General features: G+C 63.8%; 14 protein-coding genes. 5 read left to right on the top strand and 9 right to left on the bottom strand.

Translation table 11 applies throughout. The features are described 5' to 3' along the window. Positions 1 to 8: 8 nt before the first annotated feature. Together AC1D0N_RS04550 and galE are read right to left on the bottom strand one after the other, a co-directional pair. A complete protein-coding gene (locus AC1D0N_RS04550) occupies positions 9 to 1,259 on the bottom strand; it encodes a D-amino acid dehydrogenase (RefSeq protein WP_477241804.1) in 1,251 nt (416 codons plus the stop codon). Positions 1,260 to 1,367: 108 nt separating this feature from the next. Further along, entirely contained in the window at positions 1,368 to 2,363 is a 996-nt protein-coding gene (gene galE / locus AC1D0N_RS04545; protein ID WP_477241802.1) for a UDP-glucose 4-epimerase GalE, read from the bottom strand. A gap of 279 nt (positions 2,364 to 2,642) precedes the next feature. Between galE and hemA the strand changes: the two genes are divergently transcribed. Beyond that, positions 2,643 to 3,920 carry a 5-aminolevulinate synthase gene (gene hemA, locus AC1D0N_RS04540; protein WP_477241800.1) on the top strand — a complete coding sequence of 426 codons (1,278 nt, stop codon included), beginning with the start codon at positions 2,643 to 2,645 and terminating at the stop codon, positions 3,918 to 3,920. An 11-nt stretch (positions 3,921 to 3,931) separates the two neighbouring features. Here hemA and AC1D0N_RS04535 read toward each other — a convergent pair whose 3' ends face one another. Together AC1D0N_RS04535 and mscL are read right to left on the bottom strand one after the other, a co-directional pair. Next, complete coding sequence (locus AC1D0N_RS04535; protein ID WP_477241798.1) at positions 3,932 to 5,098, bottom strand: pyridoxal phosphate-dependent aminotransferase; 1,167 nt, start codon at positions 5,096 to 5,098, stop codon at positions 3,932 to 3,934. 110 nt (positions 5,099 to 5,208) lie between these two features. Beyond that, complete coding sequence (gene mscL / locus AC1D0N_RS04530) at positions 5,209 to 5,631, bottom strand: large conductance mechanosensitive channel protein MscL (RefSeq protein ID WP_477241796.1); 423 nt, start codon at positions 5,629 to 5,631, stop codon at positions 5,209 to 5,211. Between the two features lie 250 nt (positions 5,632 to 5,881). On the opposite strand from mscL, the gene AC1D0N_RS04525 reads away from it, so the two are divergent. Next, positions 5,882 to 9,391, top strand: coding sequence for a PAS domain-containing hybrid sensor histidine kinase/response regulator (locus AC1D0N_RS04525; RefSeq protein ID WP_477241794.1), 3,510 nt, complete (start codon positions 5,882 to 5,884; stop codon positions 9,389 to 9,391). Between the two features lie 20 nt (positions 9,392 to 9,411). Here AC1D0N_RS04525 and AC1D0N_RS04520 read toward each other — a convergent pair whose 3' ends face one another. Together AC1D0N_RS04520 and AC1D0N_RS04515 are read right to left on the bottom strand one after the other, a co-directional pair. Beyond that, positions 9,412 to 10,071 carry a response regulator transcription factor gene (locus AC1D0N_RS04520; RefSeq protein WP_477241792.1) on the bottom strand — a complete coding sequence of 220 codons (660 nt, stop codon included), beginning with the start codon at positions 10,069 to 10,071 and terminating at the stop codon, positions 9,412 to 9,414. A gap of 150 nt (positions 10,072 to 10,221) precedes the next feature. Then, the gene (locus AC1D0N_RS04515; RefSeq protein WP_477241790.1) at positions 10,222 to 10,656 is read right to left on the bottom strand and encodes a hypothetical protein; all 435 of its coding nucleotides are present in this window, start codon (positions 10,654 to 10,656) and stop codon (positions 10,222 to 10,224) included. Between the two features lie 110 nt (positions 10,657 to 10,766). Between AC1D0N_RS04515 and AC1D0N_RS04510 the strand changes: the two genes are divergently transcribed. Beyond that, positions 10,767 to 11,117 (top strand): DUF952 domain-containing protein, encoded by a 351-nt coding sequence (locus AC1D0N_RS04510; RefSeq protein ID WP_477241788.1) that lies wholly within the window; start codon positions 10,767 to 10,769, stop codon positions 11,115 to 11,117. Beyond that, the gene (locus tag AC1D0N_RS04505; protein WP_477241786.1) at positions 11,114 to 12,190 is read left to right on the top strand and encodes a quinone-dependent dihydroorotate dehydrogenase; all 1,077 of its coding nucleotides are present in this window, start codon (positions 11,114 to 11,116) and stop codon (positions 12,188 to 12,190) included. The genes AC1D0N_RS04510 and AC1D0N_RS04505 overlap by 4 nt, the downstream gene beginning before the upstream one ends. Here AC1D0N_RS04505 and AC1D0N_RS04500 read toward each other — a convergent pair. Beyond that, on the bottom strand, positions 12,187 to 13,524 hold the full coding sequence (locus AC1D0N_RS04500; RefSeq protein WP_477241784.1) for an MATE family efflux transporter: 1,338 nt from the start codon (positions 13,522 to 13,524) through the stop codon (positions 12,187 to 12,189). The two genes, AC1D0N_RS04505 and AC1D0N_RS04500, sit on opposite strands and share 4 nt — an antisense overlap. Positions 13,525 to 13,655: 131 nt before the next feature. Here AC1D0N_RS04500 and AC1D0N_RS04495 point away from each other — a divergent pair, with 131 nt between their 5' ends. Next, entirely contained in the window at positions 13,656 to 14,558 is a 903-nt protein-coding gene (locus AC1D0N_RS04495; RefSeq protein WP_477241782.1) for a histone deacetylase family protein, read from the top strand. A gap of 4 nt (positions 14,559 to 14,562) precedes the next feature. Here the strand turns inward: AC1D0N_RS04495 and AC1D0N_RS04490 are convergent, their stop codons facing one another. Then, entirely contained in the window at positions 14,563 to 14,826 is a 264-nt protein-coding gene (locus AC1D0N_RS04490; RefSeq protein WP_477241780.1) for a DUF6460 domain-containing protein, read from the bottom strand. Positions 14,827 to 14,995: 169 nt separating this feature from the next. After that, positions 14,996 to 16,012 carry a hypothetical protein gene (locus AC1D0N_RS04485; protein ID WP_477241778.1) on the bottom strand — a complete coding sequence of 339 codons (1,017 nt, stop codon included), beginning with the start codon at positions 16,010 to 16,012 and terminating at the stop codon, positions 14,996 to 14,998. Between the last annotated feature and the right edge of the window lie 125 nt (positions 16,013 to 16,137).

Raw genomic sequence — 16,137 nt, 5'->3', positions numbered from 1 at the left:
ACCCCAGTTTAGCTGGCGTAGACCAGCCCTTGCGGGTCGATCTCCGGTTTGCGGCCGGCGACCAGATCGGCGAGGAATTTTCCCGAGCCGCAAGCCATGGTCCAGCCGACATGGCCGTGGCCGGTGTCGAGGTAGAGGTTTTTGTAGCGCGCCTGGCCGATGACCGGCACCGAGTTCGGCATCATCGGCCGCAGGCCCGCCCAGAGAACGGCCTTCTTCTCGTCGAAGGCACCGGGGAAAAGATCCTTGCCGGTCCTGAACATGGTGGCGAAATCACCTGGTTTGTGGGTGCGGTCGAAGCCGGTGAACTCCGCCGTCGAGGCGAGCCGCAGCCGGTTGCCGAGCCTGGAATAGCCGATCAGCTGGTCCTCGTCGGCGCCGCCCATGGTCGGCCCCTTGCTCTCGTCCTCCAAGGGAATGGTCGCGGTGTAACCCTTGACGGGGTAGACGGGCAGGTCGATGCCATAGCGGCGGCCGAGCAGACCGCTCTCCGGCCCCATCGCGATCACCACCGCGTCGCCCGCTATCGGTCCGGCCGAGGTGATCACCGCGCGTACCCGGTCGCCCTCTATGTCGAGGCCCTCAACCGTGGTGTCGTAGAGAAATCTCACGTCGAGCTTTTCGGCGGCGTAAGCGGCGAGATTTTCAGTGAACTGGCTGGAATCGCCGGTCTGGTCGATCGGCGAATAGACGCCACCGGCGATCTTGTCTTTCACACCGGCAAGACCGGGTTCGATCTCGATCAGCCGGTCGCGGCCGACGATCTCGATCGGCAGGCCGTGTTCGGCAAGAAAGCGATAATTGTCGGTGCCGGTGTCGAGACTGTGCTGCGAACGGAAGAAATAGAGAATGCCCTTCTTGCGCTCGTCATAGTGGATGCCGGCGTCGGACGAGATGGCATTGATGCAGTCGCGGGAATAGAGCGCCAGGCGCAACTTGACCCGGCTGTTGGCGCGCAGGCGCTCTTTCGTGCACTGGCGCAGGAAACGCAGGCTCCAGGCGATGAAATACGGATCGAAGCGCAGCCGCACCTTGATGCCGAGATCATGATTCCAGAGCGCGCGCAAAAAAGTCTTCAGCGCCGCGGGCGAGGCCCAGGCGGTGGCGTCGCCGGGCGAGACCAGGCCGGCATTCGACTGGCTGGTGCCGCGCGCCGCCGCCGGGTGGCGCTCGATCACCGTCACCTCGTGGCCGTCAGCGGCCAGATAGTAGGCGGCTGCGGTACCGACAACGCCGGCTCCAAGCACCAATATCTTCATGCGGCCCCCCAGGATCAAGCTCGGCCGAAGCGCCTCCACGCTTCGCCGCGAAGCCCTTCAATAGCGCTTAAGCGCCCAGCCGACGAGCCCTTGGATGAAGAACTGTCCTCAGCCCCGCGCGGAATTCTTGCTGGTCAGGATGCGTTCCCATGCCAGCGCGTCGGCAACGATCAGGTCGAGGTCGTCACGCTGCGGGGTCCAACCGAGTTCGCCGCGCGCCAGCTCCGAATTGGCGACCACGGCGGCGGCGTCGCCGGGGCGGCGATCGCCCATCTTCACCTCGAAATCATGGCCGAAGGCGCGGCGCACGCTGTCGATCACCTCTAGCACCGAATAGCCATGGCTGTAGCCGCAATTGGCGACCAGGCTGGTGCCACCGTCACGCAGCCGCTGCAGGGCAAGGCGATGTGCCGCCGCCAGGTCGCTGACATGGATATAGTCGCGCATGCAGGTGCCGTCCGGCGTCGAATAGTCGGTGCCGAACACCTGCATAAAGGGGCGCTTGCCGAGCGCGGTCTCGCAGGCGACCTTGATCAGATGCGTGGCGCCCGGCGTCGACTGGCCGGTGCGGCCCTTCGGATCGGCGCCGGCAACGTTGAAATAGCGCAGCGCGGTATAGCGCAGGCCGTGGGCGATGGCGGCATCGCGCAGCATCCATTCGCTCATCAGCTTGGACAGGCCGTAGGGCGATTCGGGTGCCAGGCGGGCATCCTCGCGCACCGGCTCCAGCCCCGCGGCGCCATAGACGGCGGCGGTCGAGGAAAAGATGAAATGGGGCACGCCTTCGCGCACCGCGGTCTCGATCAGCGTGCGCGTCTTTGAGGTGTTGTTCTCGTAATAGCCAAGCGGGTCGGAGACCGATTCGGGAACAACGATCGAGCCGGCGAAATGGATGATAGCGTCGACCTTGTTGTCGCGGATGACCCCGCCAACCAGCTCCTTGTCGGCGACATCGCCGACGACGAGCTTGGCCTCGGGCGCCACTGCCCACTCAAAACCGGTCGAAAGCCGGTCGAGAACGACGACGCTCTCACCCGCATCCAGCAATTCCCAGACCATATGGCTGCCGATATAGCCGGCGCCGCCCGTTACCAAAACCGTCATCCGCGTCCTCTTTTACTCATGATTTATCGGAAACTGTCTCAACGACCGCCTTACTGGAAAGCCTGTGGCAAGGCCATTAGAAACGCCCGAATGTTAAATCTGTAACAGTCTCACCGGCCTGTGGCATCGTACGGAAACAAAATTGATCCACATCAAGGGAATAGGCCACGATCTGGGATCGTTAGGAACAGGCTTGGGGCGTGGCATTTTGACCAAAAAGGTCCGGTGGACGCCGAATGGGGCAATGATTATGATCCCGCGCAAAATTGGAAAGTCGACATGAATTATCAGCGGTTCTTCGAGGAAGCGATCGACCAGCTCCATGCAGAGCGTCGCTACCGCGTCTTCGCCGACCTCGAGCGCATCGTCGGCAAATTTCCCCGTGCCATCTGGCGTTCCAACGGCCGCGCCGAGGAAATCACCGTCTGGTGCTCCAACGACTATCTCGGCATGGGCCAGCATCCCGACGTCATCGCCGCGTTCCAGAACGCAGCCGGCAAGATGGGATCGGGCGCCGGCGGCACCCGCAACATTTCCGGCACCAGCAACCCGCTGGTCGAGCTCGAGCTGGAACTGGCCGACCTGCACGACAAGGAAGCCGCCCTCGTCTTCACCTCCGGCTTCGTCTCCAACGARGCSTCGATCTCGACCATTGCGCGGCTTTTGCCCAACTGCCTGATYATCTCGGACGAGCTGAACCACGCKTCGATGATCGAAGGCGTGCGGCGCTCGGGCGCCGAGAAGAAGATCTTCCGCCACAAYGACGTCGCYCATCTCGAAAGCCTGCTGCAGGCGGCCGGTCGCGAGCGCGCCAAGCTGATCGTCTTCGAAAGCGTCTATTCGATGGATGGCGACATCGCGCCGATMMRGCAGATCGTCGAGCTGGCCGAGCGCTACAACGCYATGACCTATATCGACGAGGTTCACGCCGTCGGCATGTAYGGACCGCGCGGCGGCGGCATCACCGAGCGCGAGGGCCTGGCCGACCGCATCGACATCATCGAGGGCACGCTGGCCAAGGCGTTCGGTACGCTCGGCGGTTACATCACCGGCACCAGTGCGGTGATCGACGCGGTGCGCTCYTATGCGCCGGGCTTCATCTTCACCACGGCGCTGCCGCCGGCCGTYGCCGCTGCWGCCACYACCTCCATCCGCCAYCTGAAGCGTTCGCAGGTCGAGCGCGACGCGCAACTGCGCCAGGCGACGCTGACAAAGCAGGTTCTTGCTGCCGCCGGCCTGCCGGTGCTGGAGTCGCCGACGCATATCGTGCCGCTGCTGGTCGGCGATCCCGAGCTCTGCAAGATGGCCAGCGACCGCCTGCTCGGCGTGCACGGCATCTACATTCAGCCGATCAACTACCCGACCGTGCCGCGCGGCACCGAGCGGCTGCGCATCACACCGACGCCGTTCCACACCGATGCGCTGATCGCCTCGCTGCAGGACGCACTGGTCGAGACCTGGGACGCGCTCGGCATCCCCTATGGTTCGGCAGGCCGTCCCTCGGTCGCCAAGAGCGACCGCATCATTCCGCTGCTGGTGCCCAAATCAGGCGGCTGAAGGCCGCCTGTTCAAACAGTCTTCATCCACTTTGCCAACCGGTGCGCGGCTTCCTCGAGCTGGTCGAGGCGGCGGTGGAAGCATAGCCTGAGGAAGGCCTCGCCGCCCGGGCCGAAGGCGGTGCCGGGCGCCAGGCCGACATTGGCATTGTCAACGATGTCGAAGGCGGCAGTTCGGGAATCGGTGATGCCGTCGACCGTGAAGAACAGATAGAACGCGCCTTGCGGCACAGTGAACCGCGCCATGCCGGTGGCGCCAAGAATGTCGCAGACCAGGTCGCGTGCTGCCCTGGCCCGCTCGACCTGTTCGACGATGAAAGCATCGCCCCCGTCCAGCGCGGCGACGGCGCCGCGCTGCATGAACTGGGCTACACCCGAGGTCGAATACTGGATGAGGTTCTCGAACACCTGCTGCAAGGCCGGATGGGTCTTGATCCAGCCGATGCGCCAGCCGGTCATCGCCCAATTCTTGGAAAAAGAGTTGACGAACAGGATGCGGTCTTCCGCCGTTGCGATGTCGAGGAAGGACGGCGCACGGCCATGACCGTAGTGGAAATGCGAATAGATCTCGTCGGCAATGAGCCACAGGCCCTTTTCGCGGGCGAGATCGAGGATCGCCTGCAGCGTCTGGTGATCGGCGGTCCAGCCGGTCGGGTTGGACGGCGTGTTGACGAACAGCGCCTTGGTCCTCGGCGTGATCGCCGCCGCTATTTTGTCGACGTCGCAGGACCAGCCATTGCCGGACTGGTCGAGCGTGACCGCAACCGGCACGGCGCCCGCTACACCAGCGGCGGCGGCGAAATTCGGCCAGGCCGGCGACAGATAGACGACCTCGTCGCCATGGCCGGCGACCGCGTCGAGCGCCAGCTGGATGGCGTGCATGCCGGATGCGGTGACGATGAACTCTTCCTCGGCAAAGCTCTTGCCGAAATGCCTGACATAGTAGCGGGCGAGCGCCTGCCGGAGTTCCGGAATGCCCTTCTGCCAGGTGTAGAAGGTCTCGCCGGCGGACAGTCCGCGGGCAGCGGCGTCGCTGATGAAGGCAGGCGTCGGCAGGTCGCCCTCGCCAGCCCAGAGCGGGATCAGTCCCTCGCGCAGGCGGCCGTGGTTGACGACGGCGACAATGCCGCTTTCGGGCGCGGCCCGAGCCTCGGCGCGCAAGCTATCGATCAGGGTCATGGAAAGGTCCGTTTTGGTGTCGGGCGAGTGCTAGCGCGTTTTATCAGATGCGAAAACAGAAAACCCCGGCCGCGAACGACCGGGGTTTTGGTCCAGAAATCTGCCTTGGGCTATTTCCTGGCGAGGAGATCGCGAATTTCGGTGAGCAGTGCGATGTCGGCGGGCGGCGGAGCTGCCGGGGCAGCAGGCTTTTCGCGCTCCAGCCTCCTGCGCAGATTGTTCACGGCCTTGACCATCAGGAAGATGATGAAGGCGAGGATGACGAAGTTCAGCGCCACGGTGACGAAGCTGCCATAGGCAAAGACCGCGCCTTGCTTCTTGGCCTCGGCTAGCGAGGTCGCGTTGACGGCTGAGGAGAGCCCAAAGAAATAGTTGTTGAAGTCCAGCCCGCCGAGAATTGCTCCGATGATCGGCATGATGATGTCGTTGACAAGGGAATCGACGATCTTGCCAAAGGCCGCGCCGATGATGACGCCGACGGCCAAGTCCATCACATTGCCCTTGGAAATGAATTCCTGGAATTCTTTCAGCATTTGACCCTCCTGTCATGACGGGCCGCGCAGCCGTCCCAACCGCACCTTTCGGCACCGACCCGCCGGCACCATAACAAAAACCTGCGGTTGAAACAGACGCAAAAGGCGGACAGATCAGCGGTTTTCACGGTCGCCGTCGCCAAACACCGCAGCCGGCATGCGCCGAAAGCCGTGATGGACTTGATCCCCAAGCTGTGATTGCGTCCAGGGCTGGCCGGATGGAAAACCGGCAAGGGAGGATTTCCGGGGCGTGCAAGGCTGGTTCATCGTCATCATTGCGGTCGCCTATGTGACGCTGCTGTTCGTCATCGCCAGCCTGGGCGACCGGCGTTCGACGACAACGGGGCCTGGCCGCGCCCGCCCGTTCATCTATGCGCTCAGCCTCGCCATCTACTGCACCTCGTGGACCTTCTTCGGTTCGGTCGGTCTTTCCTCCGAGCGCGGCCTCGAATTCCTCGGCATCTATATCGGTCCGGTGCTGGTGTTCGTGTTCGGTTTTCCGCTGCTGCAGCGCATCGTCAAGCTGGCCAAGACCGAGAAGATCACCTCGATCGCCGACTTCCTCGGCGCGCGCTATGGCAAGAGCTTCACCGTCTCGGCGATCGCCACGCTGATTGCGACTATCGGCGCGGTGCCCTATATCGCGCTGCAGCTGAAGGCGATCTCCGGCTCGGTCAGCCTGATGGTCGAGCACTATACCGGCTCGCCACCCTCCTTCGATCCGTTCGTCAGCGACATCTCGCTGGTCGTCGCCATGCTTTTGGCGCTGTTTGCGGTGCTGTTCGGCACCCGCCACGCCGACGCCACCGAGCACCAGGACGGGCTGGTGCTGGCGGTGGCGGTCGAAACGGTGGTCAAGCTCGCCGCCTTCCTGGCGATCGGCCTGATGGTCACCTTCCTGGTCTATGGCGGGCCGGGCGACATGTTCGACAAACTCGCCCAGAACCCGCAAGTGCAGCAAGCGATGGGCTACTCGACCTCGCTCGCCACCTGGCTGGTGCTGACCGGCCTCAGCGGCTTTGCCATCATCATGCTGCCGCGCCAGTTCTACGTCACCATCGTCGAGAACCGCGGCGAGGCCGAATTGCGCACCGCGACATGGGTGTTTCCGCTCTACCTGGTGGCGATCAACCTGTTCGTGCTGCCGATCGCGCTCGCCGGCCTGTCACTGGTCGGCACCAGGACCAGCAGCGACCTCTACGTGCTGTCGCTGCCCTTGTTCAGCGGCCACGACGTGCTGGCCATGGCGGCCTTCATCGGTGGCCTGTCGGCGGCAACCGCCATGGTGATCGTCGAAAGCGTTGCGCTGTCGATCATGATCTCCAACGACCTCGTCATCCCGCTGTTCGTGCGCCGCCTGCTCAAGACCACGACCTCCGAAAGCGAGGACTGGTCGACGCTGATCCTCAATGTGCGGCGCGGGGCGATCTTCATCCTGCTGTTCATTGCCTTCCTCTACTACCGCCAGAGCACCAACAGCGCGCGACTGTCCTCCATCGGCCTGATGTCCTTCGCGGCAATCGCGCAGTTCGCGCCGGCATTGATCGGCGGGCTGATCTGGCGCGGCGCCAATGGCAGGGGTGCTGCACTTGGCATGGTCGCCGGCATCGCCGTCTGGGGCTACACGCTGCTTTTGCCTTCGCTCGTCGCACCCGATGCCGACATCATCGTGCAGGGGCTCTTCGGCTTCGAGGCGCTGCGGCCGCAGGCGCTGTTCGGCACCGTCGCCGAACCGCTGAATCATGGCGTGTTGTGGAGCCTGTCGATCAACACCGTGTTCTTCGTGTTCGGCTCGTTGTCACGTGCTTCTGTGCCGCTGGAACGCATCCAGGCGTCGATCTTCGTGCCGCGCGAGTCTGGCCCGATGCCAAGCCTGCGCCGCTTCCGCACCGCCATCACCGTCAACGACCTCAAGGACACGATCTCACGCTATCTCGGCGTCGAACGCACCGAACGCTCGTTTCAGTCGTTCGAAAAGAGCAGCAGCACGTCGCTGTATGGCAACGAGCAGGCCAGCATGGACGTCATCCGCTTCTCCGAACAGTTGCTGGCCAGTGCCGTCGGCTCGTCTTCGGCGCGGCTGATCCTGTCCTTGCTGTTTCGGCGCAACGACCGCGAATCCAAGGATGCCTTCCGCCTGCTCGACGACGCCACCGAGGCGCTGCAGCACAATCGCGACCTGTTGCAGATCGCGCTCGACCAGATGGAACAAGGCATTACCGTCTTCGACCGGGATTTCCGGCTGATCTGCTGGAACCGCCAATACCGGGCGTTGTTCGACCTGCCCGACGAGATGGGCCAGGTCGGCGTCTCGCTCGACCGCATCCTGCACCATCTTGCCGAGCGCGGCGACATTCCGGCGGAACAGCGGGTGGCGATGCTCAACCGCCTGACCAGTTTCGTCAGCCCGTGGCAGATGGAATTGAAGACCAGCGGCCGTATCCTGGAGTTGCGCTCCAACCCGATGCCCGACGGCGGCATGGTTGCCACCTATGCCGACATTTCCGGGCGCGTCGAACAGGATCTGGCGCTGAAGCGCGCCAATGAATCGCTGGAGCAGCGCGTCAAGACCCGCACCATCGAGCTGACTAGGGTCAACGAGGAGCTGACCCGCGTCAATGAGGAACTGGCGCAGGCGCAAATGCTGGCCGAGGAGGCCAATCTCGGCAAGACGCGCTTTCTCGCCGCCGCCGGCCACGACATCCTGCAGCCGTTGAACGCCGCCCGGCTCTATTGCTCGTCGCTGATCGAAAAGGCCGGCAAGGGGCCGGCGGGCAAGGCGGCGGTCAATATCGAATCCTCGCTGGAATCGGTCGAGACCATTCTGGGCGCGGTGCTGGACATTTCCCGCCTCGACGCCGGCGCCATGAAACCTGACGACAGCGCCTTCCGCCTGGACGGACTGCTCAGCCAGATCGGCAACGACTTCCAGCCGCTTGCCGCCGAAAAGAAGCTCGAACTGACCATCATGCCGTCGTCGCTCAGCGTCATGACCGACCGCAATCTCTTGCGCCGCCTGATCCAGAACCTGGTTTCCAACGCCATCAAATACACCCGCCACGGCCGCATCCTGGTCGGCGTGCGGCGGCGCGGCGAGCTCGCCGAAATCCAGGTGATCGACACCGGCATCGGCATTGCCGGCGACAAGCTGAACACGGTGTTTCACGAATTCACCCGCCTCGACGAGGGCGCCCGCGAGGCCGAAGGCCTCGGCCTCGGCCTCTCCATCGTCGACCGCATCGCCCGGGTGCTGCGGCTTGAAATCCGCATCTTTTCGAACCTCGGAAAAGGCACGCGGTTTTCCGTCCTGCTGCCCGTGGTGGCGGTGCAGGCGCCGCAACGCGAGGCCGAAACCAGGGCGCCTTCCCGCGCCACCGCTTCGCTTGCCGGCCTGCAGGTGCTGTGCATCGACAATGACGCCCGCATTCTCGACGGCATGCGGCTTCTGCTCGAAGGCTGGGGCTGCAGCGTCGACACGGTTTCCGGATCGAAGGATTTCGAAGCAGCGGACATCCGCCGTCCAGACATCGTGCTGGCCGACTATCATCTGGACGGCGAGACCGGGCTCAGCGTGATCAGAAAGCTGCGCACCGTCTATGGCGAGGGCATGCCAGCGGTGTTGGTCACCGCCGACCGCTCAAACGAAGTGCGCACCGCCGCCGAAAGGCTCGACGTGCCGGTGATCAACAAGCCGCTGAAACCGGCTGTGCTGCGCTCGATGATGGCCAGAGTCAGGCCGCTGGCGTCGGCGGCGGAGTAGATTGACCGCAGAAGCCGCTGTCAGCTGGTCGCTTGCAGCGGGTCGCTGCCGATCTTGGACAAAAGGATCACCGCCTGGGTGCGGCTGTCGACGCCCAGCTTCTGCAAGATCGCCGAGACATGCGCCTTGATCGTCGCCTCGGAGACGCTGAGTTCATAGGCGATCTGCTTGTTGAGCAGGCCTTCCGCCAGCATGCCGAGCACCCGCGTCTGCTGCGGCGTCAGCGCCTGCAGCCGCTTGATCAGGTCGGAAATCTCGGGGTCGCGCTCGACGCCGAGATCGATGCCGATGGGGGCGGCGATATCGCCGGCGAGCACCGACTGCACGGCGCCGCGGATTTCCTCCATGCTGGCCGATTTGGAGATGAAGCCGGAGGCGCCAAGGTCGAGCGCACGCCGAATGGTCACCGGGTCGTCATGCGCGGAAATCACCACCAGCGGCACTGCCGGATGGACGCCGCGCAACGAGATCAGGCCGGAGAGGCCGCTGGCGCCAGGCATCGACAAATCGAGCAGCACCAGATCGACATCCTCATTGGCCACGACCAGCGCCTTGGCGCTCTCGAAATCGCCAGCCTCATGAATGGAGGCAACGTTGCCGATGCCGGCAAGCGCCTCTCTCAAGGCGCCGCGAAAAAGCGGATGGTCGTCGGCGATGACGAAAGTGTAGCCCGACGGCAAATATCCCTCCCCGAATCCCATTGATGGTTTTCTGCTTTTGCGGGATCAGTCGAACGATTATGCGGTGTTACCAGCTGTTTTCAAGCGGCAAAGCCCGTGCACGGATTTTTCCCGAACAAATCGCCATTCGGCGATTTTGTCTGGCGGCGCTCAGGTCTTTTGCGGACTGAGCTGGGCGCCGTCGCCATTGTCCTTCTCCATATCCTTGACGATGCCCATGAAGCCGCGCAGGAAGCGCTCCATATAGCTCATCGTCTTGTCGAAATCCTCTTCGCTGGGCAGTTTCGATTCGAGGCGGGCCGACAGCGAATTTTCGAGTTTGGTGACGCGCTCGTCCATGGCCTTCATCGAGCTCTGCAGGCGGTCGACCTCGTCCTGGAAGGCGGCGCGTTCGTCGGCCGCCATCTTGCAGACAAGCTGGCCGGTGCGTTCCTCGCAAATCGACATGGCCCCGGTCTGCGTGTCCATGCGGACATAGCCGTTGGCCGACTTTTCCAGCCGGTAACGATCGGTTTCCTCGGAAAAGGCTGATGCCGCAACCAGCGAGACCAGTGCTGCGGGGATCAAGACGTGCTGCAGACGCATGTTGTCCTCCATGGGCAAGTGAACGCAATATAGCGCATGTTTGCGCCGGAAATGGGGAAGAGTTCAGGAGTACCCTTCCCCGCCTGATTGGTTCGGACTATAGCGCAACCATGTCTCAGTTTATCTACAAGATAGCCCCTGAAGCGCTGTGGCGCGTGGCCGAAACAAACGGCCGCTTCACCGGTGCACCGATCGATGTCGCCGACGGCTTCATCCATTTCTCCACCGCCGGGCAGGTCAAGGAGACGGCGGCAAAGCACTTTGCCGGCCAGACCGGGCTGCTGCTGGTCGCCATCGACGGAACCAGCCTCGGCGATGCGTTGAGATACGAAGTCTCGCGCGGTGGCGCGCTGTTCCCGCATCTCTATGCTCCGCTCGACCTCAAGGCCGTGCTGTGGGTTCGACCCCTGCCGCTTGGCGCCGACGGCGCCCACCAGTTCCCGGCACTGGAGGCCGAATGAGCGTGCTTGACCGGCTCGGCCAGAAACTGCTTTTCAATTTTGACCCGGAAACCGCGCATGGCCTGTCGATCGCGGCGCTGCGGTGCGGACTGCCGGTGGCCGGACGCCCCGTGCGCGATATCAGGCTGAAGGTGACGGTCTGCGGTCTCGATTTTCCGAACCCGCTTGGCATGGCGGCCGGCTACGACAAGAATGCCGAGGTGCCGGACGCGCTGCTTGGCCTCGGCTTCGGCTTCGCCGAGGTCGGCACGATCACACCGCTGCCGCAGGCGGGCAACCCGAAGCCGCGCATTTTCCGGCTGACCCAGGACGACGCCGTGATCAACCGGCTGGGCTTCAACAATGAGGGCCACGAAGCCGCCGAAAAACGCCTTGCCGCCCGCAAGGGCCGAAGCGGCATCGTTGGCGTCAACATCGGCGCCAACAAGGACAGCGCCGACCGGATAGGCGACTACGAGCGCGGTGTCGCCCGGTTTGCCAGATATGCCAGCTATCTCACCGTCAACATTTCCTCGCCCAACACGCCGGGCCTGCGCACCATGCAGGCGCGCGAACAGCTTGGCGACCTTCTGTCCCGGGTCATCGCCGCGCGTGCGGCAGCATCAGTCAAGCCGCCGATCTTCCTCAAGATCGCGCCGGATCTGGTCGAGGCCGAACTGGAGGACATCGCTGCCGAAATCACCGAGAAACAGATAGACGGCGTCATCGTCTCCAACACCACCATTGCGCGATCGGGTCTGCGCAGCGGTGCTGTGACCAGCGAAACCGGCGGGCTCTCAGGAAAGCCGCTGTTCGAGCGCTCGACCATCGTGCTGGCCAGGATGCGCAAACTGCTTGGTCCGAACCGCGCCATCATCGGCGTCGGCGGCGTCGATTCCGCTGAGACGGCGCTGGAGAAAATCCGCGCCGGCGCCGACCTTGTGCAGCTCTACACCGGCATGATCTATGCCGGGCCGGCGCTGCCGGGTCGCATTCTGGAAGGCATGGTCCGTTTCGCCGACAAGGAACGGCTTTCGTCGATCAGCGCGTTGCGCGATATCAGGCTCGGGCACTGGGCGACCAAGTCGCTTTAGAACGCCGTGCGCACCCTGAGCCGCAGAATCGCCAGCAGGCTGAAGCCGCGCACCAGCAGGAAGACGTGCAGCGACGCCCACAGGCCGTTATTGCCGAAGGCGGGCGCCAGCGTCAGCAATGCGGCGCTGAAGGCGAGGAACGACAAAAGCATCATATTGCGCATGTCGCTTGACCAGGTGGCGCCGATGAAGACGCCGTCCATCTGGAACGCCAGCACGCCGCTGAGCGCGGTGAACGCCGCCCAGGGCAGATAGGTGTCGGCCACCGCGCGAACGTCTTGCGACGTCGTGATCACGGCGACCAGATCGGCGCCGCCGAACAGCAGGACGAGCGTCGCAGCGCCAGCCAGGCCAAAGCCCCAGAACAGGGTCAGCCGCACCGCTTGCCGGAAGGGCGCGGCCGCGCGCGCGCCAACGGCACGTCCGGCGAGCTGTTCGGCAGCGGTGGCGAAACCGTCGAGGAAATAGCCGGCAACGAGGAAGAAGTTCATCAGCACGGCGTTGGCGGCCAGCGTCACCGTGCCGAACTGCGCGCCCTGGCGGGTGAACAGCGCGAAAGCGGCGAGCAGCGAAAACGAGCGGATCATGATGTCGCGGTTGAGCAACAGCATGTGCAGGAATGCCGGCATGTCGAGCACGCGATGGCGCGGCAGCCGGGGCGCCTTCCAGAACCGCCTGATTACGATCGCCAGCCCAAGCAGCATGGCCAGGAACTCGCCGGTGACGGTCGCCCAGGCGACGCCGGCAACGCCCCAGCCGAGTTTCAGCCCAAGCAGGAAGCAGAGCGCGATGTTGATGCCGTTGAGCACCAGCTGCAGCATCAGCCCAAGCCCGCCCTCGCCGCGCCCCAGCACATAGCCAAGGATGGCGTAATTGATCAGCGAGAAGGGTGCGGCGAGCAGCCTGATCCTGATATAGACGGCCATCGCCTCGCTGACACGCGCTTCAGCGCCCATGAAATTTTGGCCGGCGATGGCGAACAGAGGCGCAAGGGCTGCCAGCACGACACCGGCGACGACCGCGATCAGCACGGCGCGCCAGAACACCGCCTGTTCCTCCAACTCGTCGCCGCGCCCGAAAGCCTGGGCGACCAGGCCGGTGGTGCCGGAGCGCAGGAAGTTGAAGGTGGTGAAGACGACATCGAAAACAAGCGAGCCGGCCGCCAGCCCGCCGAGCAGCGCCGCGTCGCCGAACTGGCCGACCACTGCCGTGTCGACGAGGCCAAGCAGCGGCGTCGTCAGATAGGCCAGCGTCATCGGCACCGCGATGGCCAGCACCGAGCGATTGGTGACGACAAAATATCTGGCGCCGGCTGGGGATGCGCCCTTGTCCAAAGGATTGCTGCCTTGCTGATTGCGGCTTGATCGAGCCGCCGATGTGCCCCAGTTTCCTCCCGCTGCGCAACCATCCATTCCCTGATGGTCAACCGAAACCCGCCTCTGGCGCACCGGCCGTAACCCGATCCATGGCTCTGCAGATCGTCCATCATCCCGACTATGACGCCGGCTTTGCCGTCAATCATCGCTTTCCGATGAGCAAATATCCGCTGCTGATGCAGGCCTTGGCTGCGCGCGGGCTGGCCGGGGCCGACGCGCTCAACATGCCCGAGCCGGCGCCGGCATCATGGCTGAAACTTGCCCATGCCGCCGATTATGTCGACCAGGTGATCTCCTGCACAGTGCCCGAAAAGATCGAGCGCGAGATCGGCTTTCCCATCGGCTCGCGTGTTTCGCTGCGCGCGCAGCTCGCCACCGGCGGCACGGTGCTGGCGGCGCGGCTGGCGTTGCTCAATGGCATTGCCTGCAACAGCGCCGGCGGCAGCCACCATGCGCGGCGCGCGCAAGGTGCGGGCTTCTGCACCTTCAACGACGTCGCCGTCGCCTCATTGGTGCTACTCGCCGAGGGTGCCGCGCGAAAAATCCTGATCGTCGATCTCGACGTGCATCAGGGCGACGGGACGGCTGATATTCTGAGGGATGAGCCGCGCGCCTTCGCCTTTTCCATGCATGGCGACCGCAATTACCCGGCGCGCAAGATCGCTTCCGACCTCGACGTCGCGCTACCCGACGGTACCGGCGATGCGGCCTATCTCGAGCGGCTGAGCGGCATCCTGCCGGACCTCGGCGCCAAGGCGCGCTGGGACCTGGTTTTCTACAATGCCGGGGTCGACGTCCATGCCGAGGACCGGCTTGGCCGGCTGTCGCTGTCCGATGACGGTCTGCGGGCTCGCGACGAGATGGTGATCCACCACTTTCGCGGGCTCGGCATTCCGGTCTGCGGCGTCATCGGCGGCGGCTATTCGACGGACGTGGCGGCCCTTGCGGCGCGCCACGCCATCCTGTTCGAGGTGGCTTCGGGCTACGCCTGACGGTTCACTTCCGGTAGCTGGCAATCCTCAGCAGGATGAAGGCCGGCACAACGATCGCAGCCCCAAGCAGAATATAGCCGAGGAACCGGTCGATGGCATGAAAGCCCAGGTTCCAGAGATCGATGAAGAATTTCCGGATGCCGTAGAACACGTCCATCGGCGACCAGCCGAAGGCGTTCATGACCAGGCCGACGAGGAATGACACCACCAGCAGCTTCAGGATCACCCTGAGCGGCGAGTCGCCGAGAAAGCGCGTCAATGCGGACAAGGCCAGTCTCCAGATTGGGGTGCCCGGATTCGGGCACCGATCCAGAAATACTGACTTAGCTGGCTCGCAGCAAGCCGGGCGCCCGGGGGGCGGTGCAACAGACACCCGATGGACGTCAGGGAAAGGGTCGTGAAGCTAACCGCTACGGTTCGAGCTGCGCCAACGCAACCTAGCTCGCTCCGCCGATGGGCGCGATGAAGTTGGACCTATAGGTGTCCATCGTCGCTCCGTTGCGATCTTCGTCGAACAGCGTTCCGGTGCCGAAGCTGGCGCGCAAGCCGATCATGTACTTGTTGGTGGTGAGGTCTTCGGACTGGATCGCAGTCCGATCAAATTGATAGCGGCCAAACAGCGACCACGGCGTGCCCTCGAAACGGTACATGGCCTGGGCTGCAACGCTGACCGTGTCGAAATTCGCAAACCCTGCGTCGAAGCTGTTGAAGGCGATTTCACCGTCGAACCGCAGGTTCGGCTGTACGAAATAGCGCACGACAGCTCGCGTTCCCCACTCGGTCGGATGGTCGAAATCCAGATCGAATTTGCCATAGTAGGCCTGGCCATAGAGCGTCAGATTGCCGAAACAGACCTGCGCCTCCGGCCCGACCGTATAGTCGCTGACAGCATCCGAGAAGTTGTTGCCGTAGCGCTTATAGGTCGCGAACAAACCAGCTGCGAAACGCTGCGGATCGCGGTAATAGGCATGAACGGCCCCGCCGAGCCCGTCGACGTAGTCGCCATCGTCCCAGAGGCGGTCGTAAGTGCCGTCGATCTGGACATTCCATTTGTCGGCGAAGGGAATGTTGACGCGCCCGGCGCCACCGCCGGCCCGGAAGCTGTTGTCGTCTCCGAAAAATGAAAGCTGCAGGCCGCCGAGATACAGTTCCCCATATCCGGAGATGTGCGGCGCGACTGGCTCGGTGGCGATCGGCAGTATCGCATCAGCAGCGAAAGCGGCAGAGGTCACGACCAGTGAAGCAGCAAGAATGGATGGACGAAGCATGAAATCCCCTCGGTGACGGCATCTACTTCGACGCCTTTGTTTGAACCCGACGTTTTCGCGTCGTTGACGACTTCCGGCGCGCCTTGCCGGCCGCGCGTCCCAGTCTCCGCCCCCTGGCCAAAAGGCCGTGGCGGCGGATTTCAGGTCGCGCGTGCCGGCGCCCCAACGGGAACGATCGAAGCGCATCTCAGTTCGCTGTAGAGGCGTCACATATGCGGCGCATCCCCCGCACGGGGGATGCTGCTCGACGATCGCACTCCGGCATGACGGGGCAATCAGCATATTTTGCGATTGATGGCCCGGCGCCCGCG

The sequence above is a fragment of the Mesorhizobium sp. P2_E10 genome (genome assembly GCF_056404235.1).
The sequence above is the reverse complement of the archived record's forward strand: the minus strand, read 5'-3'. Positions and strand labels throughout refer to the sequence as shown.

Excerpts from the sequence above, each read along its gene's own strand:
- AC1D0N_RS04550 (WP_477241804.1), bottom strand. The coding sequence starts at position 1,259 with ATGAAGATATTGGTGCTTGGAGCCGGCGTTGTCGGTACCGCAGCCGCC.
- galE (WP_477241802.1), bottom strand. The coding sequence starts at position 2,363 with ATGACGGTTTTGGTAACGGGCGGCGCCGGCTATATCGGCAGCCATATG.
- AC1D0N_RS04535 (WP_477241798.1), bottom strand. The coding sequence starts at position 5,098 with ATGACCCTGATCGATAGCTTGCGCGCCGAGGCTCGGGCCGCGCCCGAA.
- mscL (WP_477241796.1), bottom strand. The coding sequence starts at position 5,631 with ATGCTGAAAGAATTCCAGGAATTCATTTCCAAGGGCAATGTGATGGAC.
- AC1D0N_RS04515 (WP_477241790.1), bottom strand. The coding sequence starts at position 10,656 with ATGCGTCTGCAGCACGTCTTGATCCCCGCAGCACTGGTCTCGCTGGTT.
- AC1D0N_RS04510 (WP_477241788.1), top strand. The coding sequence starts at position 10,767 with ATGTCTCAGTTTATCTACAAGATAGCCCCTGAAGCGCTGTGGCGCGTG.
- AC1D0N_RS04505 (WP_477241786.1), top strand. The coding sequence starts at position 11,114 with ATGAGCGTGCTTGACCGGCTCGGCCAGAAACTGCTTTTCAATTTTGAC.
- AC1D0N_RS04495 (WP_477241782.1), top strand. The coding sequence starts at position 13,656 with ATGGCTCTGCAGATCGTCCATCATCCCGACTATGACGCCGGCTTTGCC.
- AC1D0N_RS04485 (WP_477241778.1), bottom strand. The coding sequence starts at position 16,012 with ATGCGCTTCGATCGTTCCCGTTGGGGCGCCGGCACGCGCGACCTGAAA.